Source organism: Flavobacterium xylosi (assembly GCF_042787345.1).
Lineage (GTDB): Bacteria > Bacteroidota > Bacteroidia > Flavobacteriales > Flavobacteriaceae > Flavobacterium > Flavobacterium xylosi.
Genome location: NZ_JBHZPZ010000017.1, coordinates 57,341 through 79,785, shown reverse-complemented (window position 1 = coordinate 79,785; position 22,445 = coordinate 57,341). Strand labels below are relative to the sequence as shown.

At 33.2% G+C, this 22,445-nt stretch carries 20 protein-coding genes; 2 read left to right on the top strand and 18 right to left on the bottom strand.

Annotation, left to right across the window (positions count from 1 at the left end; translation table 11 throughout):
* Window positions 1-128 precede the first annotated feature (128 nt).
* The 13 genes from ACFX5E_RS13565 to ACFX5E_RS13505 form a co-directional block, all read right to left on the bottom strand.
* On the bottom strand, window positions 129-749 hold the full coding sequence (locus tag ACFX5E_RS13565) for a hypothetical protein (RefSeq protein ID WP_379855694.1): 621 nt from the start codon (window positions 747-749) through the stop codon (window positions 129-131).
* Between the two features lie 222 nt (window positions 750-971).
* Window positions 972-1,733 carry a tryptophan synthase subunit alpha gene (gene trpA, locus ACFX5E_RS13560; protein ID WP_379855693.1) on the bottom strand — a complete coding sequence of 254 codons (762 nt, stop codon included), beginning with the start codon at window positions 1,731-1,733 and terminating at the stop codon, window positions 972-974.
* A gap of 61 nt (window positions 1,734-1,794) precedes the next feature.
* On the bottom strand, window positions 1,795-2,115 hold the full coding sequence (locus ACFX5E_RS13555) for a gamma-glutamylcyclotransferase family protein (RefSeq protein ID WP_379855692.1): 321 nt from the start codon (window positions 2,113-2,115) through the stop codon (window positions 1,795-1,797).
* Window positions 2,116-2,302: 187 nt separating this feature from the next.
* The gene (trpB, locus tag ACFX5E_RS13550) at window positions 2,303-3,484 is read right to left on the bottom strand and encodes a tryptophan synthase subunit beta (protein ID WP_379855691.1); all 1,182 of its coding nucleotides are present in this window, start codon (window positions 3,482-3,484) and stop codon (window positions 2,303-2,305) included.
* Between the two features lie 4 nt (window positions 3,485-3,488).
* Window positions 3,489-4,130 (bottom strand): phosphoribosylanthranilate isomerase, encoded by a 642-nt coding sequence (locus tag ACFX5E_RS13545; RefSeq protein ID WP_465254607.1) that lies wholly within the window; start codon window positions 4,128-4,130, stop codon window positions 3,489-3,491.
* Between the two features lie 131 nt (window positions 4,131-4,261).
* Entirely contained in the window at window positions 4,262-5,047 is a 786-nt protein-coding gene (trpC, locus tag ACFX5E_RS13540; RefSeq protein ID WP_379855690.1) for an indole-3-glycerol phosphate synthase TrpC, read from the bottom strand.
* A gap of 67 nt (window positions 5,048-5,114) precedes the next feature.
* Entirely contained in the window at window positions 5,115-6,107 is a 993-nt protein-coding gene (gene trpD, locus ACFX5E_RS13535; RefSeq protein WP_379855689.1) for an anthranilate phosphoribosyltransferase, read from the bottom strand.
* Window positions 6,108-6,182: 75 nt separating this feature from the next.
* A complete protein-coding gene (locus ACFX5E_RS13530) occupies window positions 6,183-6,749 on the bottom strand; it encodes an anthranilate synthase component II (protein ID WP_379855688.1) in 567 nt (188 codons plus the stop codon).
* A 142-nt stretch (window positions 6,750-6,891) separates the two neighbouring features.
* Window positions 6,892-8,292 carry an anthranilate synthase component I family protein gene (locus ACFX5E_RS13525; protein WP_379855687.1) on the bottom strand — a complete coding sequence of 467 codons (1,401 nt, stop codon included), beginning with the start codon at window positions 8,290-8,292 and terminating at the stop codon, window positions 6,892-6,894.
* Between the two features lie 338 nt (window positions 8,293-8,630).
* A complete protein-coding gene (locus ACFX5E_RS13520) occupies window positions 8,631-9,908 on the bottom strand; it encodes a hypothetical protein (protein ID WP_379855686.1) in 1,278 nt (425 codons plus the stop codon).
* A gap of 221 nt (window positions 9,909-10,129) precedes the next feature.
* Window positions 10,130-10,699, bottom strand: coding sequence for a YceI family protein (locus ACFX5E_RS13515; RefSeq protein WP_379855685.1), 570 nt, complete (start codon window positions 10,697-10,699; stop codon window positions 10,130-10,132).
* 43 nt (window positions 10,700-10,742) lie between these two features.
* Entirely contained in the window at window positions 10,743-11,375 is a 633-nt protein-coding gene (locus tag ACFX5E_RS13510; RefSeq protein ID WP_379855684.1) for an NAD(P)H-dependent oxidoreductase, read from the bottom strand.
* Window positions 11,376-11,383: 8 nt separating this feature from the next.
* Window positions 11,384-11,839 carry a MarR family winged helix-turn-helix transcriptional regulator gene (locus ACFX5E_RS13505; RefSeq protein WP_379855682.1) on the bottom strand — a complete coding sequence of 152 codons (456 nt, stop codon included), beginning with the start codon at window positions 11,837-11,839 and terminating at the stop codon, window positions 11,384-11,386.
* A gap of 487 nt (window positions 11,840-12,326) precedes the next feature.
* On the opposite strand from ACFX5E_RS13505, the gene ACFX5E_RS13500 reads away from it, so the two are divergent.
* Entirely contained in the window at window positions 12,327-17,048 is a 4,722-nt protein-coding gene (locus ACFX5E_RS13500) for a PAS domain S-box protein (protein ID WP_379855681.1), read from the top strand.
* Between the two features lie 662 nt (window positions 17,049-17,710).
* Complete coding sequence (locus ACFX5E_RS13495; protein WP_379855680.1) at window positions 17,711-19,852, top strand: response regulator; 2,142 nt, start codon at window positions 17,711-17,713, stop codon at window positions 19,850-19,852.
* Window positions 19,853-19,910: 58 nt separating this feature from the next.
* Here ACFX5E_RS13495 and ACFX5E_RS13490 read toward each other — a convergent pair whose 3' ends face one another.
* The 5 genes from ACFX5E_RS13490 to ACFX5E_RS13470 all read right to left on the bottom strand — a co-directional run bounded on the left by ACFX5E_RS13490 (window position 19,911) and on the right by ACFX5E_RS13470 (window position 22,431).
* Window positions 19,911-20,528 (bottom strand): LOG family protein, encoded by a 618-nt coding sequence (locus ACFX5E_RS13490; RefSeq protein WP_379855679.1) that lies wholly within the window; start codon window positions 20,526-20,528, stop codon window positions 19,911-19,913.
* Between the two features lie 346 nt (window positions 20,529-20,874).
* Window positions 20,875-21,177, bottom strand: a complete 303-nt coding sequence (gene trxA / locus ACFX5E_RS13485) for a thioredoxin (RefSeq protein ID WP_379855678.1) — start codon at window positions 21,175-21,177, stop codon at window positions 20,875-20,877.
* Complete coding sequence (locus tag ACFX5E_RS13480; protein ID WP_379855677.1) at window positions 21,170-21,376, bottom strand: hypothetical protein; 207 nt, start codon at window positions 21,374-21,376, stop codon at window positions 21,170-21,172. Before ACFX5E_RS13480 ends, trxA begins: the two co-directional genes overlap by 8 nt.
* A 27-nt stretch (window positions 21,377-21,403) precedes the next feature.
* Window positions 21,404-22,237, bottom strand: coding sequence for a methyltransferase domain-containing protein (locus ACFX5E_RS13475; protein WP_379855676.1), 834 nt, complete (start codon window positions 22,235-22,237; stop codon window positions 21,404-21,406).
* Entirely contained in the window at window positions 22,234-22,431 is a 198-nt protein-coding gene (locus tag ACFX5E_RS13470; protein WP_379855697.1) for a YgaP family membrane protein, read from the bottom strand. Before ACFX5E_RS13470 ends, ACFX5E_RS13475 begins: the two co-directional genes overlap by 4 nt.
* Between the last annotated feature and the right edge of the window lie 14 nt (window positions 22,432-22,445).

Below are 22,445 nucleotides of genomic sequence, written 5' to 3'. Positions count from 1 at the left end.
TGGAGATTTACATGGAACTCAACCCATCACTTTGCGAACCGCCGTATACGAGACCCGTACGTACGGTGGTGTGAGAGGCGCACTCCGTCAGTTTCTGGCGGAGCCGTCTACTCGATTATGCGCTGCTTTTATTCGTTTTTAAATTCTGTTATTAAAATCGGTTCAAATTTATTTATTTTTACAATATGTGTTAGTTCCGACAACATCATTTCAAGATTTTGAATTGATATTTTTTCTCTTTTGGTATCTATTTTCATTGTCAATGAATAAAAGCTCAATTCAATATTTTTGTGTTTTAATTCATTAAATTTTTCAGAAAACTGTTTGCTGTTTAAATTGAATGTATTGCAATACGTTGTAAACTCTACAACTTTTGATTTTCGAATATCAACATTTAGTATTATTTGAATTCCATTAATTTCTCCAAACGGAACATAATCTTTTAAGCTGTTATGATTTTCAATTAAAGTTTTTTTATTAAACCCAATTTTTTCCAATTCTGAATATGGATTTTGTTTAACAATTCGGTTAATATATTTTCTTTTTCTATTCCAGTCATAAGTCCAAACACTAAGAACAAAAAATGGAAGTATTAATATGGTTAAAATTAATATTATCACTATCAAATATAAAGTAACTTCTTTATAGAAAAAACACAAATAAAGTAAAAAACCTGTAGTTAATATTCCACTAAACCAATAATAGCTTTTTATTAAAAATTCTTTGTTTAGTTTTAAAAATTCGTTCATTTTTTTAGGTAAAGTTGCGCATAACTAGTATATAGTACTGACGACATCAGACCTGTCACCCCAAATTTGGGTGGCTTTGTCTGACAAACGTCATCTTTTTTGTTTTTGCTAATATATGAAAATAACCTTACAAATAGTTTAGTATTTTATAAGATTTAAACACAAAAAAACGGCGTTTAAAATTCACTTAAACGCCGTTTACTAAATATATTAAGAAGTTGTTTATCGAATCGCTTTTACGAACTCTTCGATTTTTCCAATTCCATTTTCGGTTAAATGCTGAATGAATGCACTTCCTATAATTGCTCCTTTGGCAAATTGTGTGGCTTGGTTAAAAGTTTCCTTGTTGTTGATTCCAAATCCAATTACCTGAGGATTTTTTAGATTCATGTCGGCAATGCGTTTGAAATAATCTTCATGAATGCTTCCAAAACCAGTTTGGGAACCCGTAACACTCGCCGAACTTACCATATAGATAAATCCATCAGATACACTGTCAATAAAGTTGATGCGCTCTACTGAAGTTTGTGGCGTAATCAAGAATATATTTTTCAATCCGTATTTTTCGAAAGTTGCTTTGTATTCATCGGCATACACATCAACGGGAAGATCGGGAATGATTAAACCATCGATGCCAATTTCGGCACATTTCTGGCAGAAATTCTCTATTCCGTATTGCAACATCGGGTTGAAATAGCCCATTATTATCAACGGTATCGAAACTGATTTCCGAATGTCCTTTAATTGGTCAAACAAAACTTGTGTTGTCATTCCGTTATGTAACGCTTGGGTTGAACTGGCCTGAATCGTTGGTCCGTCGGCCAATGGATCACTAAACGGCAACCCGATTTCAATCATGTCAACGCCGCTTTTCTCTAAATCCTGAATGATTTGTACCGTGTCGTTCAGATTAGGATATCCTGCAGAGAAATAGATAGAAAGTATCTTTTTAGTTTCTTGTAATTTTTGATTTATTCTGTTCATTTTAATGTTTTTTATTCTGTTTACAAGGTCTATTTTGACCTTATAGTTTTAATTTACTAGTTTAAATTGCCGCGCTATAGGCCCAAGCTTTTTGGTCGGATTGCAAATGCACTTCCACGCGTTTGTAATGCAATCCTTCGTAAAGATCCGTTTGGCGAAGTTCTTGCAGCGAAATGGAATATACCATACCGTTGATTGTATCTTCCGGTCTATTGGTTTCGGTAATAATGGGATAGTGTACCAATCCAAATTCTTCTTCGATTTGAATTTCCTTTACTACATAACCAATTAACGTTTCAGGAGTTCCCTCAAGAATACGCCCAAAAAGATCTTTTTGTATGTCCTCATTTTGCAAGCTGCCGTAAGCGAATAATTTTTCCATAGGTTTTATTTTGGCAATGTTAAATTGTTTTTCATTTTTATCGTTGCGTTTGCGTTAAGGATTAAAGTGGAAATCCTTTTTTGTCTCGTTTTTTAACGAGATAAAAAAGATTGCAACGGAAAGCCTGACCGCGCTGAAACGCTAGTGAAAGCGGGGTAACGCCCTGAAAAAATCAGGATAAACTCAACTATAATTTAAAATAATCAATATAAGTATTCAAATCTTTGTCGCCACGACCGGAAAGATTGATGACCACGATATCTTCTGGTTTGAATTTCATTTCGTCGAGAACGGCAAAGGCATGCGCGCTTTCTATTGCAGGAATCAAACCTTCCATCTGGGATAGTTTTATACCCCAATCCATGGCTTGCTGATCCGTAATGGAGATGAATTGGGCTCTTTTTGAAGCGAATAAGTGCGCGTGCATAGGACCAACTCCCGGGTAATCTAAACCTGCAGAAATAGAATACGGTTCCGTAATCTGACCGTCAACAGATTGCATTAACAAGGTTTTGCTGCCATGAATAACGCCCACTTTACCTAATACTGAGGTTGCGGCACTTTCACCAGAATCTACGCCTAATCCCGCGGCTTCCACAGCGATAATATTTACGGATGGCTCCTCAAGAAAATGGTAGTAAGTTCCGGCAGCGTTGCTTCCGCCACCCACACAAGCGATCACGTAATCCGGATTTTCGCGGCCTTCTTTTTCTAATAATTGTTCTTTGATTTCCTTAGAGATAACACTTTGGAAACGCGCAACCATATCTGGATAAGGATGCGGGCCCACGACAGATCCAATAATATAATAAGTGTCGACAGGATTGTTGATCCAGTCGCGAATGGCTTCATTAGTGGCGTCTTTTAGGGTTCGAGATCCTGAAAGAGCGGGACGAACTTCGGCACCTAACATTTTCATACGAGCCACATTTGGCGCTTGACGCTTGATGTCGATTTCCCCCATATAAACGATGCATTCTAATCCCATAAGCGCACAGACGGTTGCTGTCGCGACACCGTGCTGTCCTGCACCAGTTTCGGCAATGATTCTGGTTTTGCCTAAACGCTTTGCAAGTAGGATTTGTCCGATGGTGTTGTTGATTTTATGGGCGCCAGTGTGACACAAATCTTCTCTTTTCAGATAAACTTTAGTGTTGTATTGCTCTGATAGGCGTTTTGCAAAATAAAGAGGCGTAGGGCGACCTGCGTAATCTTTAAGCAAGGCATCAAATTCAGCCTGAAACTCAGGTTCAGCGGTTATTTTTAAATAATTCTGGCGTAATTCTTCTACATTTGGATATAACATTTCAGGAATGTAGGCTCCTCCAAATTCTCCGTAATAGCCTTTTTCGTTGACATTGTATGACATAATTTTATTTTTTTATTTTGTTTCCTGTAGAGACGCACTGCAGTGCGTCTCTACATAATTGTGTGTTTTTTAATCCGGGTTCTATTTCAAATTTACTGTTTACGTCAATGGCGTAAAGGGGTAAATTGGTTTTCGAAATTTCATTTACTGCTTCCATATCCTCAATTCCGATTCCTCCACTCAAGAATAATGGTTTGCTTGAAGGATACTTTTCTAATACTTTCCAATCGAATGTGGTTCCGTTTCCGCCAGGTAATTTTCCTTTGGTATCAAAAAGGAAATAGTCACAAACGGCTTCAAATGGTTTCAACACTTCAAAATCAAAATTATCATCGACCGAGAATACTTTAATTATCTCGATTTTCGTATCTAATTCATTTTTTAAATTTAAACAAAATTCGGCGGGTTCTTGACCGTGTAATTGAATGACTTGCAAATCGTATTTTTGGGCTTTCGCCAAAATTACTTCGACAGTTTCATTTACAAAAACGCCTACTTTTTTAATTGATTTTGGTAATTCTGGAATCACTCCGTCAAAATATCGGGCTGATTTCTCCCAGAATATAAAACCCATATAATCAGGTAGTAGCGAACCTACTTCAATTATATTATCGGGATGTTTCATACCGCAGATTTTTATCCCCACCCCTCCCGAAGCCTCGGGACTCCCCGAAGGGGAAGGAGCCGAACCTAGATTAGTTTTTGTGGAAATGTTTTTTGAAGTTGATTGCATAATAACTAAATATATTTATTAGTTGCTAGTTCCCCCTTGGGGGGTTAGGGGGCTAATTGTTTAATAAATTCGGTTGCTGCTTTACCAGCATTATCGGTTTTCATGAAGTTTTCTCCAATTAAGAATCCTTTGTAGCCAAAAGGTTTTAATTCGTTGATTGCTTCGATTGATGAAATCCCGCTTTCGGAAATTTTCACAAAATCATCTGGAATTTGTGCTGCCAATTGCTTGCTGAAATCCAAACTCACTTCGAATGTTTTTAGGTTTCTGTTGTTCACACCAATCATATCCAATGTTGGCATTATCGATTTTTCCAACTCTTCCTGATTGTGAACTTCCAGTAAAACTTCGAGTCCAAGACTTTTAGCAAATTCAGACAATGATTTGATTTCCTCTCTTGTCAAAACTGCAGCGATGAGCAAAATTAAATCGGCTCCGTGGGCTTTGGCTTCTAATATTTGGTATTCATCAACAATAAATTCTTTTCTCAATAACGGGATATTTACTGTGGCTCTTGCCAAAAGCAAATCGTCTAGCGAACCACCAAAATATTTTCCATCCGTCAATACAGAAATCCCGCAAGCACCAGCTGTTTCGTAGCCTTTTGCTACTTCTTCTACCGTAAAGCTATAATTTATTTCCGCTCTTGATGGTGAACGACGTTTGTGCTCTGCAATAATTCCAGATGTGCTGTTTCTTAAATTGTCACTTAAAGAAATTGTCTTTTTTTCAAAGAAAACAGAAGCTTCCAATTGTGAAACAGGAATGATGGATTTCTTGAGAATGACTTCTCTTCTTTTGTCGATTATTATTTTATCAAGTATATTCATTTTGTATTTTGCCGCAAAGGCGCTAAGTCACTAAGTTTTTATCTGTGTTAATCTGTGCAATCAGTGTTTATCTACTCAATTCCTGTAGCGTATTCAAAGCTACAAGTCCTTTTCCAGATAATAAACTTTCTTTCGCTATTTGAAATCCTTCTAAAGGAGAACATTTTGTGACCGTTGCAATTGCCATGGCAGCATTGGCACAAACTACGTTGTTTTGAGCTTCTGTTCCTTTTCCAGAAATGATATCAGTAAACATTTGAGCGGATTCTTCTATTGTTGACCCGCCTTCAATTTCGCTTTGGAGCAAAAGGCGAACACCAAAATCTTCTGGATTTAGCATTCCTTCCATGGAACTGGTAATCATTTTTGTAGGGCCTGTCAATGAAACTTCGTCATAACCGTCAAGCGAATGTAGGATGGTGAAATTCACATTAGTATTTTGATACAAATACGCATACATTCTGGCTAGTTCCAAATTAAAAACACCTACTAATTGGTTTTTAGGAAAGGATGGATTCACCATTGGTCCCAACATATTGAAGAAGGTTTTCACCCCCAATTCTTTTCGGATTGGTCCCACATTTTTCATGGCGGGGTGAAATAACGGTGCATGTAAAATACAAATTCCTGCTTTGTCGATACATCTTTCCAGAAAATCATTGTCATTGCTGAACTTGATTCCTAGTTTCTCCATAACATTGCTGGATCCTGAAATAGATGATACTCCGTAATTACCGTGTTTAGCCACTTTTATTCCTGCACCTGCCGCCACAAAGGAAGCCAAAGTAGAAATATTGAACGTATCTTTTCCATCACCACCTGTTCCACACAAATCGATGGTATTGTAAGCGGATAAATCCACACGGATGCACAAGTCTAATAATGCTTCACGGAATCCGGAAAGCTCTTCAATGCTTACGCTTCGCATCATGTATACGGTAAGGAAGGATGCAATCTGGCTGGTGTTGTAACTCCCGTTCGATATATTAACCAATACATTTTTTGCTTCTTCTTTCGAAAGCATTTCGTGATTGATTAATCTGTTTAATATGTTTTTCATTTTTTTATTGGTGCTAAGTTTCAAAGCTACTGAGAAACTAAGTTTTTACTGTTTACTGAATACTGCGACTGAAAACTAAATCTTCACCCAATTCTCCAATATCTTTTTCCCATTAGGAGTCAAAACACTTTCAGGGTGGAACTGAACACCACGAACATCATACGTTTTGTGACGCAACGACATTACTTGTCCATTTTCGTCGAATGAAGTCGCTTCGAGAACATCCGGCAAATTGGCATCAACCACCCAAGAATGATAACGTCCTACTTCGAATTCATTTCCTAATCCTTCGAATAAAAGCTCATCATCAACTACTGTTTTTACATTGGTGGCAACACCATGATACACTTTGTCCAGATTAGAGAGTGTTCCTCCGTAAACTTCACCTATTGCTTGTTGACCTAAGCATACGCCAAAAATACTTTTGGTCGGACCATATTTTCTAATTACATCTTTCAATAATCCTGCTTCATCTGGGATTCCAGGTCCTGGAGAAAGTAGTATTTTATCGAAAACTGCAATTTCATCAATATCAAATTCATCGTTTCTGTAAACGGTTACTTCACAATCTAAATCTTCCAGATAATGCACTAAATTGTAAGTGAAACTATCGTAATTGTCTATGACTAGTATTTTTTTCATTTTGTTTTCTTTTTCTCATCTTAAGCCCCGCTCAAAATGGGAGGATGGATTCTATGAATAGATTATTTTTTGTAATTATTTGTATAAATGGTTAAATAGTTCATTCATAATAAATCGACTGAACACTAAAAACTGAACACTACTAAATAGTTTCCGCTAAATCCAAAGCCGCATTCAACGCCCTCAATTTATTATACACTTCCTGCATTTCGCTTTCTTCATCAGAGCTGGCTACAATTCCTGCACCGGCTTGAGAATGCAATTGATGATCTTTACTTAGGAACGTACGAATCATAATGGCGTGATTAAAATTACCTTCAAAATCCATAAAACCGATGGCTCCGCCATAAAAATTTCGGTTTGTTTTTTCGTATTCTTCAATCAGCTGCATCGCTCTGTGCTTAGGAGCACCGCTTAATGTTCCTGCAGGGAAAGTATCTGCTACCACTTGCATGGTTGTGGCATTTTCGTGTAAATGTCCGGTTACTTTTGAAACCAAGTGAATCACATGAGAGAAAAACTGTACTTCTCTATATTTTTCGACTTTCACATTATGTCCGTTTCTGCTCAAATCGTTTCTGGCTAAATCTACCAGCATTACATGTTCGCTGTTTTCTTTTTTATCTTCGGATAATTCTTTGGCAAGTATGGCATCTTTTTCGTCATCGCCCGTTCTTTTGAAAGTTCCTGCGATAGGGTGAATTTCGGCTTTACGGTCTTTTACTATAATTTGTGCCTCTGGTGAAGAACCAAATATTTTGAAATCGCCATAATCAAAAAAGAATAAATAAGGGGAAGGATTAATGCTTCTAAGCGCCCTGTAAACATTAAACTCATCTCCCTTGAAACCTTGGGTAAACCTTCTGGATAAAACTAATTGAAACACATCACCACGGAAACAATGTTTTTTGGCCAAAGCCACATTATGCTTAAATTCTTCGTCGGTTAGATTCGAAAAACCTTCTCCTTCTTTCAAAAATTTATAGGAAGCAATGTTTCTGGATTGCAATAATTGCTCAATTTCCGAAATGTTGTTTCTTCCATCTAAACTATGACAGAAAATATACGCTTGATTTTTGAAATGATTGATGGCAATTATATTTTGGTAAACCGCATAATATACATCAGGTATAGCAATACTATTGTCTTTTTTAGCAATCGTTACTTTTTCAAAATAACGAACGGCATCGTAGGAAATGTAACCAAATAAACCATTATTTATAAATTTGAAATCATTTTTCTCTGATTTAAATTGACTCGAAAACTCTTGAATAACTGCCGGGATATCAGTAGCAGAATCAATTGTTATTTTCTCAAAACTACCGTCAGGGAATGTCTTATGAATGATTTCATTTTCTATTTTTATAGAAGCAATCGGATTGCAACAGATGTACGAAAAACTATTGTCACTTCCATGATAATCACTACTTTCCAGTAATAAACTATTAGGAAATTTATCGCGAATTTTGAGATATACGCTTACTGGGGTAATGGTATCTGCAAGGATTTGCTTATAATTTGTATTTAGTATAAAAGGTTTCAATTTGTATGTTTTTTAGTGTTGAGTGATAGTGATATAATGGGACAAAAAAAAGGCCTGTCGTGATGACAAGCCTTTTATATTTATAGTTTAATAATACTATAGGAGCTTAGTTCACGACGACTGACGTAAATTGTTCCACCACCAAGTATTGTTTATTATTGTTTTCATAATCACAAAGATATAAATGTAATTTGATTATTCAAAAATAAAAAAAGAAAAAAACATTTGATTTTGCTTTTTTTTGTTAAATAAATTAAAAAAGAGAAACCCCAACAAGAAAATGATGGGGCTTAGTTAATTATTCTTTATTTGAGATTTAATTTTTACATCATTATTCCTTAATATCCATTTACCACTACATTATTTGCCTTTAGTCTAAAATCAGGTATTTTTTTTGTATTAGATTCAGCAAACAATGATGCATTGGGAACTTTAGAGTACTCTAAAGAAAACGAATCATTTTTATACCAATTCATTATTTCGGTATTATTTGCCTCAATTTCACTTTGAATGTTACTCTCGCAGTTATTAATTAAGATTCCTTGAAGATTAATTTTAGCTAAATTAGCAGGAACTACGGCTATTTTATTTTCGAGTAAAACACATTGTTTAAAACCGGAAACGACACTGTTATTTAAACTGAAATAACTTTTGTCTTTAACGTAAATAGCTTCTCTAACTAATCCTTGATTACTTTCTTCCATGTTTATCAAAGTAATATTATTGGCTGTTATTTTTGATAATTTTTTCGAAAAGTCTGTGTTTTCAGGTTTGTCGTAAGAGTCAATTTCAAAACATCTTGATCCTGAAATATCTGAGGAAAAGGGATGGCGTATAGCTAAAGAATTACTGATATTGCATTGAACACCCTGAGTGTAATCAAAATCATCATCAGTGGCTCTATAGGAAATCAAATTATTCAAATTCACCAGTCCGCCATAACACTCAAAGGAATCATCGTTTGAGTAGCTAACTTGGATATAGTCAATTTTAGTTTTGCGTCCAACGCCTGCTAATGATATTCCGTTGAGTTCTTTTAATGCATTTATTTTTCTGCCGGAAAATTCGATGCGTACGTATTTTAATATACCCGAATTGCTGTCCTGATCTTGTCCTCCATAATAACTTATCGCAGAATCAAGGTTAAAATCCAAATAACTGACACCACCCATTTTATTTATGGGAGCATCTCCAAGTATTATAATTCCTCCCCAGTCACCTGGTTTTCTTTCCGAGATGTTGTTGTTGGATGTAAAAACAATTGGGTCGGTTTCAGTTCCTTCAGCAATGATAGAGGCTCCTTTTGTTACTACAAGCGTACCGCATGTTTCTTTGTCACCTCTTATAACAGTTCCGGGTTCAATGGTCAACACCGCATTTTTGGTAACATAAACGGTACCCACGAGGCGGTATGTGTTTTTCTTGTACAGTATAATATTACAATCTATTATTCCTGTCAAGATATTGCTTGCATCATTATATTCTGTTGTGGCTGGTTTAAAATTAGTCCAATTTTTTAACCAATTATTTTCGCCTGAAATTCCTTTTAGCTGTTGAGCATTTACAGATGGTATCGTTATTAAACTTAGAATTGCAATTAGTACTGTTTTTTTCATGATCTAATTATTTATGGTCTTTTGTTATTTTTTACCAAAAATACTGTGGGTATGTTAAAAGAATAATTACTGAATATTATCTATTTGTTATTATAAGTTTAAGGATGTTAATTAAAAAAGCCCTTATGTTTACAAGAGCTTTTAATTTTTTTAATGTGGAATAAAAAGAGAAACCCCAACAATTTCTTGTTGGGGTTTACAATATTTTTTTGAAAAATATATTAGAATTTCATTACAACTGCTAAGTCAAAATTATCAGAAATTGCTTTGTCTCCTAAATTGTCAAAGAAACTTCCAGAGCCATATTTAATATCGTATTTTGTTCTGTCAACTTTGAAAGTAGTTACAGCGCTGTTTTTTGTTGTTGCAAGATCAAAAGTTATAGGTGTAGTTATTCCTTTTATTGTTAGATCACCAGTTACAGTGTAAAAATTAGGAGCTTTAGTTACTATTTTTTTGAAAACTAAAGTTGCTGTCGCAAATTTTTCTGTTCCAAAAAAGTCATCAGCTTTCAAGTGACCCTCTAGTTTTTCTTTACCTTGACCAGCTTTTAAGTCAGTAACTACAATTGAATTCATGTCTACATTGAATGTACCGCCAACTAATTTTTTTCCTTTGAAAACTAATGCACCATCCTTAAGATTGATTGTACCTTCATGTTGTCCAGTTACTTTTTTTCCGGTCCAGTTGATTAAACTTTTTGTAGCATCTACTTTTATAGTTTGTGCTGTTACTGATAAAGTAGACAAAACTACTACTAATGCTAATGCAATTGACTTTAAATTTTTCATGTGTTAAATTTGAATTTGATTAATATTTAATTTTAATTAGTAATTATAAGGTGATAAATAAATCTTCGTTTGATTTTCTAACTTTTTTATAATGTTGCGTCGCATCTTCCGTATGTCTGTAACCCAAAGTTGCTATTAGACAAGCATTAAGACTTAATTTGTCTAGTCCTAAGATTTCATTTACCTGAGCAGGAAGAAAACCTTCCATCGGAGTAACGTCAATTCTTAATTCGGCTGCTGCATTTAATAAATTTCCCAGAGCCAAATAGGTTTGTTTAGCGGTCCAAATATTTTTTGCTTCCGAAGTTAATGTTGAAATATTTGATTTCATAAAATCGCCATAACCAGACAATGCTTCTAATGGCGTGCTTCTAGTTTGGCTTATGTTTTTCAAAAAACTATTAATAGCATCGTCTCCAATGTTAGTTTCATTTGCAAAAATGATTAAATGAGAAGCCTCTACAATTTGTGGTTGTCCCCAAGCTGCAGGCTGCAATTGTGCTCTTAATTCTGGATTTTCAACGATAATAACTTTATAAGGTTGTAAGCCGTATGAAGAAGAACTTAGACGAATAGCTTCTTTTAATATATTTAAATCTTCAGTTGCTATTTTTTTTGTTGTGTCAAATTTTTTGGTGGCGTAACGCCAGTTTTGGTGTTCTAAGAATGTACTCATAATGATTGTTATTTATTTCTGTATTTTTCTAATAAATTATTTAATTGTTCTACTTCTGATGCACTCAAATTTCTTGAAAAAAATTGTTCGTGTTCAATTACTTTAGGGTCTAATTCTTTAAGAATATCTAAGCCTTTATGTGTAATTAAAACTTCAATTTTCCTTCTGTTTTCAGGACAAACATTTCTGGTAACAAGATTTTTTAGTAACAATTTATCCACTAATCGGGTAGTATTACTTGTTCTTGCCAGCATGCGTTCTTGAATTACACACATATTTGCAGGAGTGCCTTTCTGACCTCTTAAGATTCGCAAAACATTATATTGTTCTCCGGATATATCAAAAGGTTTCAGGATTTCATTAAAATTATCTGTAATTACATTTTGTGTATACAAAACGTTCAGAATGATTTTTTTTGAAATGTCCAATGCTATTGTACTTTTTATTTCATCTTCAATTTTCATTCCTATATGTATCTCGTTTGTTGGTACAAATGTAACACATTTTATATTTGTATATACAAATGTTGGTTATTTTTTTGTTAAATTTACATTAAGCTGTAATGAAGTGTTCTTTTACGATATAGAATATTTAACATAAGTACATGTAAAACAATATATTGTATTTTTTCAATTAAAATTTTTTCTTAAAAAAAGCCAAAATAATTGTTTTGGTTTAGTTCAATAAATTGATAAGAGTTTCATCTTTTACTTTTAATGTTTTCAAAACTGGATACATAAAACAACATTTGGCAATAGAAGACTTTAATAAATTAGCTCCTACAAAAGTGGTAAGCCAAAATTAATTCTGGTTGGGATAGTAAAAAATGGAGTAGTTGAACGATATTACAGGTTTAAATGTTTTTTATAATAAAGCACTCCATTCAATTTCTTGTTTTTATTTTATTATATTTAGCCGGTACAATTGATTTATTATTTGAATTTTAGGAGTATGAAAGAAACGAAGCCAACATATGAGGATCTGCTCAAAAAAACAAAAGACCAAGGATTAGAAATAGATCGATTACTAAAAAAAGAAGAGTCACTAGCTAGTTTCAAGTTTTTTATTGAAGAGTCTAAGGATTTAGTATGTGTTTTGGGAATTGATGCTTTTTTTAAAGAGGTAAATCCCGCCTTTGTTGAAATTTTAGGATATTCAAAAGAAGAATTGCTTACTAATTCTTTAATTCCTCTTTTACACCCCGATGATCTTGAAATAACGTTAAAAGAGATTGAAAGTCTTTCGACGGGAAAACCTTCGATAAATTATGAGAACAGATTTCTGAAAAAAAATGGCGAGTTTGTAACTATTCAATGGACTGCAAACAGCATTTCCTCCGGAGATATTTATGCAGTTGGAAGAGATATTTCAGAGATAAGAAATACCCGGGAAAAACTAATTAAAAGTGAAAACTTATTAAATCATGCCCAGAAAATCGCTAAAATTGGAAGCTGGGAATTCAATTTAATTAGCAAAAAAATGATTTGGTCGGAGGAATTATATTCGATCTATGAAATTGAAAAGGAGCCTAAACAAAATTTATTTGAGGTTTATTTAAATCGTTTTACAAAAACAGATGTTGATGCATTTCAAAATAAAATAGGTCAATCGATAATTGATAATGAACCTTTTGAGCTAGAACAGGCTGCATTATTTTCAAATAATAGAATAAAATGGCTTAATGTCATTGTTATTCCTGTATCGGATTTAAATGGAAAAATATATGCCATAAGAGGGAACACGCAAGATATTACCAAAAAAATTGAAAATGATAAAAATTTAAAAGCCAAAGCGCAAGCTGAAGTTGATCATAAAGTAAAAGTAATAGCAGAAAAAAGTAATGCTAAGTTTAAGAATTACATCGAAAATGCTCCTGATGGAGTTTTTGTCTTGGACGAAAAAGGAAATTATTTAGAAGCAAACCATGCTGCAACTTCAATTACAGGGTACTCTAAAGAGGAACTTTTAACAATGTCTATAAGGGATTTGACTCACCAAGAGTCACTTGGGAATTTAAAAAAGAGTTTTAAACGTTTAATAAAGACAGGTGTCTCAAAAGGAGAGTTTAAAACAGTTCATAAAACAGGAGAAATTAGATGGAGAGCCGTTACCGCAGTGAAACTGTCCCGGACTCGTTTTCTTGCTTTTTTTAAAGATATTACCGAGAGAAAAACTGCATTGGAGACAATTGAAAATAATGAAAAATATTTTCGAGCATTGGTAGAAAATAATGAAGGAATTATCACCGTACTTGACGAAAATTTAAATACTTTATTTCGCAGTCCCTCATCGGAACGGATAACTGGATATACAAAAAAAGAATTTACAGAAATTTCTGATTTAGACTATTTTCATCCGGATTATGTTGAATATATGCAGCAGAATATCCAAAAAACATTGGACAATCCGGGTACTTCACATCCAGTTTTGTTTCAAGTAAAACATAAAGACGGACATTATATATGGTTAAAAGGGGTATTGAATAATTTGCTGAATGATAGCAGTGTGAAAGGCATTATAGCCAATTTAAGAGATGTCACTGAGAATAAAATAGCGCAAGATAAAATTGAAGAAAGCGAAAAACGTTTTCGTGCCTTGGTAGAAAATAATGATGGTATTATCACTTTATTTGATGAAAATTCAAAGACTTTGTTTCGTAGCTCCTCTTCAACCAGAACAAATGGATACACCCATGAGGAATATGAAAATATGTCTGATGAGGAATATTTTCATCCGGATTATCTGGAGTATGTTTATCGGTCTATACAAATATCAGTGGATAATCCGGGTCAACTATTTCCCGTTTTATTTCAGGCAAAACATAAAAACGGAAATTATATCTGGCTGGAAGGGGTCATAAATAATATGATCAATGACAGTAATGTAAAAGGTATTATTGCCAACTTAAGAGATGTAACGGAAAGAAAAAAAGCAGAAGAAGCAGTTTTTGAAAGTGAAAAACGCTATCATACCCTTACTGAAGTATCTCCGGTTGGGATATTTCGTGCGGATGCAACGGGTTATGCTACTTATGTTAATTCCCGTTGGTGTCAAATTTCGGGATTATCTTTTGAGGAAGCTTTAGGAAATGGTTGGCTAAATGGGGTTCACAGCGAAGATAAAATTTTGACACTCAATGGTTGGGAGATTGCAGTGTCGAATAAGGGAGAATCTTTTTCAGAATATCGTTTTGTTCGCCCTGACGGAACAATAGCTTGGGTTATGGGGCAAGCTAGTCCGGAAAGAAATTCTGAAAATCAGATTGTGGGGTACATTGGCACAATTACTGACATTACGGAGCGTAAACGAGCAGAAGAAAAAATTAAAGTTGCGAACGATCGATTCGAAATGATTTCACAAGCTACCAATGATGCGATATTTGAATTGGATTTCATAACAGGTAAAAGTTGGCATAATAAAGTATTTAAGGAACTTGTAAATTCATACAATGATGATTTGTCAATGGATGAAAACAGTCTTATTTGGAGATCTAGACTGCATCCATTGGACAGAGACAGAGTTATAAAAAATATTGAAGAGGTCTATTTAGGAAATTCAAGTTCCTGGTCGGATGAGTTTCGTTTTCTAAAAGCAGATGGCAATTATGGTAATTTTTATGAACGTGCAGTAATCATAAGGGATGATTCAGGGAAACCAATCCGTTTTATTGGTTCAATGTTAGATGTAACCGATCTTAAAAAAGTGGAAAAGGATTTGCTGAAAATGCATGAAAAATTGGCAAGCATATTTGAGGCTATACCTGATATGCTGTTTGAAATAGGTTTAGATGGTCATATTTATAATTACCATTCTCGTAATGACGATTTCCTCGCTATGCCTCCTAATGTATTTCTGGGTAAAATAGTGAATGAAGTATTACATGCGGATGCGTCAAATTTAGTGATGTCAGCAGTAAAGGAAGCTTCGGTAAAAGGATTTTCTAATGGAAGGCAATATAATTTAGAATTGGCTGATGGATTGCATTGGTTTGAACTTTCTATTGCTCCTATGAAAGAGAGTGAAAATCATGACACTCATTTTATATGTCTTTCCAGAGATATTACGGAATCTAAAAAAATAGATTTTGCATTGTTTAAAAGTGAAGAGCGATATCGTGGTTTATTGAATAATCTTGAGGCAGGTATTGTCGTTCACGCACCAGATACATCAATAATTGTCAGTAATAGTATGGCGGCTGAATTGCTAGGACTGAATGAGGATCAAATGAAAGGAAAAAAAGCCTTTGATCCTGCTTGGGCATTTTTGAATGAAGATTTTACTGTCATGTCAGTTGAAAAATATCCTGTAAATAAAATTATTTCTGAAAAACAAGCTTTTAAAAATATAATTTGTGGCGTAAACAGACCTGCAAAACAGGATGTAATTTGGTTATTATGCAATGGCTTTCCTGTTTTGGATAAAAAAGGAAATATTACTGAAATTGTGATTAGTTTCATGAATATTACCACACGTAAATTATTAGAAATTGAATTGTTGAAATCCAAAGAGCAAGCTGAAGCTGCAAATAAAGCCAAAACGGAGTTTCTGGCTAATATGAGTCATGAAATCAGGACTCCATTAAATGGTATTATAGGATTTACCCATTTGCTGATGGAATCTGATCTTAAAAAAAATCAGGCAGAATATATGTCAACTATTAATGAATCAGCAACTTCACTTATGCAGATTGTTAATGACATTTTAGATTTTTCTAAAATTGAATCCGGGAAATTAGAATTAGATATTGAGGAAATAAACTTGCATAAATTGGCTCGTCAAGTTGTTGATTTATTTAAATACCAAGCCAATTTAAAGAAGTTAGATTTAACACTAAACATTGATAGTAACGTGCCGCATTATATATTGGCTGACTCTGTCCGGTTGAAGCAAATATTAGTAAACTTATTAAGCAATGCATTAAAGTTTACCAATTTTGGAGAAATACGATTGGATATTAGTAAAATAACCAATTCAAATACTAAATGGCCAATTTTAAAATTTTCTGTAAAAGATACTGGTATCGGAATTAAAGTAAATAATAATGAAAAAATATTTAATTCTTTTGTACAAGAAGACAATTCAACAAATCGAAAATTTGGAGGGACAGGATTAGGTTTGGCTATTTCAAATCAGTTATTGGCATTAATGGATAGCAAATTACAATTGATCAGTAAATATGGCGACGGCAGTGATTTTTTCTTTGAAATTAAATTTCCAAAATCAAAACATAAAAAAAATGTAAATGCAGAAGAACTTGTTATAAATGATAATGATGTCCTTATTTCCAAAGAAATTATTGGCAATAAAAAGCTTCTAATTGTTGAGGATAATAAAATCAATATGCTTTTAGCAAAAACACTTGTAAAAAAAATCACTTCAAATTGTACCATTTATGAGGCTAAAGATGGAAATGAGGCCATAGAGCAATATATAAAAGAGCAACCAGATGCGATTTTGATGGATATTCAAATGCCAAATAAAAATGGATATGAAGCAACTGATGAAATTAGGAAATTAAAAGGTGCTGAAAATATTCCGATAATCGCAATAACAGCAGGTATTATGATTGGAGATAAAGAAAAATGTCTGGAAGCTGGGATGAATGATTATTTATCAAAACCAATCATTCAGTCAGATTTAGAAAACATGTTGCATAAATGGTTACTTAAATGATTCAAAAAAAATTGACTTTACCACCGTTCATTTATTTGCCAAACAGAGCCAGGAATAAATACATAATTCTTGGTGCGGGGGGTCTTATAATTTTTTTGTATAAAAGTGTTAATTGTTTGATATACAATTGATTATTTTCAATTTGTTTTTAATATTCATGTGCGAAACAGTTTATGAAATCAAAAAAAAATATTAACTTAGAGTCTTTTTATAAAGCCAAAAGGAAGCGATTTTTAATTTAGGGACTAATTCTTACATTTTATAAAATAAAATACAATCAATTAAATCGATTTATAGTGTTGTGGAAACAAACTAAATTTCATTAAAAATAGGATTAAATAGTTTTTTATAAAATCAAAGCATGAAATTCATCTTTGATTTTATCAATATAAATAGGCCTACTTGAAACACGCATACTCAATTCCCAAATAAAAAAAATCAAACATATTTACATCAATGTTTATTGTATTACATAGTTTTAGAGAGTCATTAATTGAATATTTATAAGGATAGGTTTTTCTTCTAAAACTAATAAGAGTTTAGAGAACCCCTTACAAACGGATCAAGCATTTGTTAGAATCAAATGAAAATTAAATTCCGGACATTGCCAAGAGGTTAGAACAAGAGGTTAGAATTAGAGGCGGTATTTAAAAGCTAATAAAATGGGAAATTCTAAAAAGAAGTCGGAAGTCTTAACTACTCTTAGGCAAAAAGCAGAGGAATTGCTGAACAAAAAACAGCAATTAGAGTCTAAATCGAATTTTTCAAAATCAGAAACTTTGAGATTTATTCACGAATTAGAAGTACACCAGATTGAGCTTGAAATGCAGAACGAAGAACTTTTATTGGCAAAAGAGCAATTAAAGTTGTCTACTGAAAAATATACGGAATTATATGATTTTGCTCCTTTTGGATATTTTACACTTTCTAAAGAAGGAAAAGTTATTGATGTGAATCTTACAGGTTCTACTATACTTGGTAAAGAACGATTAAAATTAGGAAATAGTCAGTTCAGCTTTTTTGTTTCCGATGATACAAAAAACATTTTTAATCTGTTTTTAGAAAAAATATACAAAAGCAAAGACAGAGAATCATGTGAAGTTAACCTATTACCAAATGACAAATCAGTTTTTTATGGTTATCTTACTGGTTTGGTTTCTGTAGACGGAGAACAATGTCATATTACTATTGTTGATATCACGGAACTTAAATTAGCAGAATTCGCATTGCGAGACAAAGAGAAAAGACACAGGGATTTATTGAATAATCTTGATGAGGGTATTGTCGTTCATGGTTTGGACACTTCTATTATAATTAGTAATCCCAAGGCTTCTGAATTGCTGGGTTTGACCGAAGATGAAATGAAGGGAAAACAGTCAATCAATTCTAATTGGAAATTTTATGATGAAAATAATTTACCCTTACCATTCGAAAAATACCCAGTAAACCAAATTTTAACTACCAAAAAATCAATTAAAAATTTTATAGTTGGAGTTAATAGATCGCTCACTAATGATACTGTTTTACTTTTGGTAAATGGTTTTCCTATAATGAACGGTAGTCATGAAATAACTGAAATAGTAATTAGCTTTATTGATATTACTGAGATTAAGCTAATGGAAAGGGAATTAATAAAAGCAAAACTGCAAGCCGAATCTGCCAATAAAGCCAAATCCAGTTTTCTAACTAATATGAGTCATGAAATTAGGACTCCATTGAATGGAATTATTGGTTTCACTGATTTGTTAATGAAAACAAATCTGGACAATAATCAATTGGAATACACTAATATTGTCAATGAATCGGCGATTATTTTAATGGATTTAATTAATGATGTTTTAGATTTTTCTAAAATTGAAGCGGGGAAATTGGAATTAAATATAGAAGAAATAGATCTTTTTTTACTAGCGCATCAAGTGATTAGTCTTTTCAAACATCAGGCAAATTTGAAAAATATCGATTTAATCTTGAATATTGACAAAAATGTACCTCAATTCATTTATGCGGATTCCGTACGATTGAAGCAGATTATTGTGAATTTAATTGGGAACGCCTTAAAATTTACAATGATTGGAAAAATACAATTAGATCTTCATGAAATAACGTCTTCTAAAGGTTTTTCAACAATAAACTTTTCTGTAAAAGATACGGGTATCGGGATAAAACACCTTAATCAAAAGAAAATATTTCATTCTTTTGTTCAGGAAGATTCTTCAACCACTCGAAATTTTGGCGGGACGGGATTAGGTTTGGCAATTTCGAATCAACTTTTAGAATTAATGAAGAGTAAGTTAAATCTGGATAGCCATTATGGAAAAGGAAGCAATTTCAATTTTTCAATAAAGTTTAAAAAATCAAGCAAGGATAAAAATATAAAAACTCCATGTAAGCATCAAGTTGAAGAAAATATGGAATTTTTGGTTGAAAATTTAAATCAGACTAAAATATTAATAGTGGAGGATAATAGAATTAATATGCTTTTAGCCAAAAAATTAATAAAAAAAATAATTCCCAATTGCATAATTTTTGAAGCTTGTGATGGAAAAGAAGCAATAAAATTATATAAAAAGGAGAAGTTGGATATTATTTTAATGGACATCCAAATGCCTAAAAAAAATGGTTTTGAAACAACCCTTGAAATAAGAAAATTAAGTCATTCTGAAAACACTCCTATAATCGCTTTGACTGCTGGAATATTTGTTGAAGAGAAAGAAAAATGTTTGAATTCAGGGATGAACGATTATATTTCTAAACCCATTATTCAAGCGGATTTGGAACAAATATTGCATAAATGGGTGAAATAAATTATAAAAAGTTACCAACTTAAGCTATCAATGTAAACGAAGGATGAGGTATATATAGCTAACTCCTCTTTCTTTCTCCAAACCACCATTTAGATTTATACGGTTCTTTTTTTAAACCAAATTTTTTGATGGAGTGTTTTTTTATGTGTGCGATTAAATCTTCTACAGAATCGGTAACGAATAATAACTTCATGTCTTCGGGACTTATACTTTCATTATCAGACATTATCTGGATATGATGAATTAGCTCTTCATGATATTTTTTATCAAAAATTACTATCGGAAAATTATTTATTATTTTATTTTGGATTAGTGTTAGTGCTTCAAATAATTCATCCAAAGTTCCCAATCCCCCAGGCATAACAACAAAGGCATAAGAATATTTTATCAAAATAACTTTCCTGACAAAAAAGTAAGGGATATAAATCCATTTGTGTAAATAAGGATTTGGTTTTTGTTCTACAGTAAGGACAATATTACAACCTACGGAGTAACCACCTGCTTCATAAGCTCCTTTGTTTGCTGCTTCCATTATTCCAGGGCCTCCGCCTGTCATTACTGTAAATCCTAGTTTGGCTAACTTTGCTCCAATTTTTACTGCATCTTTATAATGATTTGTTTCTGGACCAAAGCGGGCAGAACCAAAGATTGTTACGCAAGGACCTATAAAATGCATTTTACGAAATGCATTAATGAAGTTATATAGGACTTTAAATAGGAAAACTAAATTTTTAAATCGTGTCAAAGGCCCTCTTACAAATAAAGATTCGGATTTTGAAAGCCTATGGTAATGAGGAGGTTTTTTCATACTGATTTTGAAGATGAAAAAAATTATTTTTTATTTTCTTTCACAAACATATTAAACACTGATCCGCTCATTAAACTCCCATATAATTTAGAATTCAGAGGTTTATAAGTTATAGAGCAAGTCCCGGAAGCGCAACCCATATAGTAATAATACAGTTAACCAGCGATTACTCCTACAACTATTCCTAATCCTGTGACGAGGATCGCTTTTCTGGTTATGTATTGCTTTTTTCTATTATAGTTTTAATTATTTCTTCTTTAGTTAATACCCCTGATTGTCTCCATAACTGCTTGCCATTTTGAAACAGAATCATGGTGGGAACACCTCGAACTTGATATTGAGATGCTATTTGTTGGTTTTTATCCACATCAATTTTTATGATTGAAATACGATCTCCTAAACTATCTTTCACTTCTTTCAAAATGGGTCCAAGCATTTTACATGGTCCACACCAGGTTGCAAAAAAGTCTATTAAAACGGGTTTCTCTGACTCGATGATAGTATTGAAATTACTCATCTTTACTGTATTTATTGTTTGGAATAGCACAGCCATTAGCGCTGCAGCCTAGATTAAATAGTACCTGAAAGAAGAAAAATCCACCAAAGACGATAAACATCCATTCTCGCAATATATAGGCTTGAACAAATAAAAATAAGGCAAACGCCAGGCGAACCCAACGCATAACATGCCAATTTGAAAATAATAATTCTTTCATTTTTTTTGAAAAAGTAAATTCGTGTTACTAACTTATTTTTTTAATTTGATACTTTTCATCATAAGAAATTGCATTTTGTAAATCTTCGACTCCAATGTCATTTTGACTGACAATTAGCACTTCAGCAAAATCACTGCTCATACTCGCATTTAGTATTCCCACTATTGCTGCAAACTTTTCTGTTACAGATTTCATGCAACCACTGCAGGTAATGCCGCTAAATTCATACCGGTTAACTTTGACTTCATTGTTCTTTTTCAATTCGAAAAATAATTCTGAATTGGCTCTCGGTGCAATAGAATTTAAACAGGAATCCATTTGCAAAAAGCCAAAAGCAGCTTCAAAAAGGGTCTCGTATTCTTCTTTGCTTCCGCCAAAAGGAGGGCTTACTTCAAATGTTCTATTGAATAACAATCCTGCCAGTTTTCCTTCATCAGCCAAAAGTTGATGCATTTTCCAAACGTATTTTTGACGCATGGTAGGAGGTAAAGCACAGAAAAAAGTCTGTTCAATAATCAAATCGTATTTTCCCTGATGTTCAAAAAAATCACCTAATATAATTTGAATATTGGGATTATTTTTGAACTTCTCTTTTAAATCAGTAACCGGTGTTGGCGCAATATCAATAACAGTAATGTTAGTAAAACCGCGTTCCAAAAGATATTCAGCTTCATAGCTGTTTCCACAACCAGGAATCAAAATACTGCTGTTTTTGTTACTTATTGTATCTACATACGTTTGTATGGGAGGTGATACTTTTCCTAAATCCCAACCGGTGGTTTTGGCTTTGTATTGTGCTTCCCAATACGCTGCGTCTAGCGGTTTTTCGCATGAAACGACACAACATTCTATTTCTTTCATTCTATATTTTTTTTGCGGGTTGAAAGCCCGAAAGGCATATATAGCGGGCAAACGCTAATAAAACTGGTTAGTATAAAAATAATTGCAAATGCTCCTAAAACTAGGGCAAGTGTACCGCTAATAGTATTGGTAAAATACAATATAGCTATTAGAACTGCTGCGGAAATGCGGATAATTCTGTCTGTAGAACCCATATTTTTTTTCATCA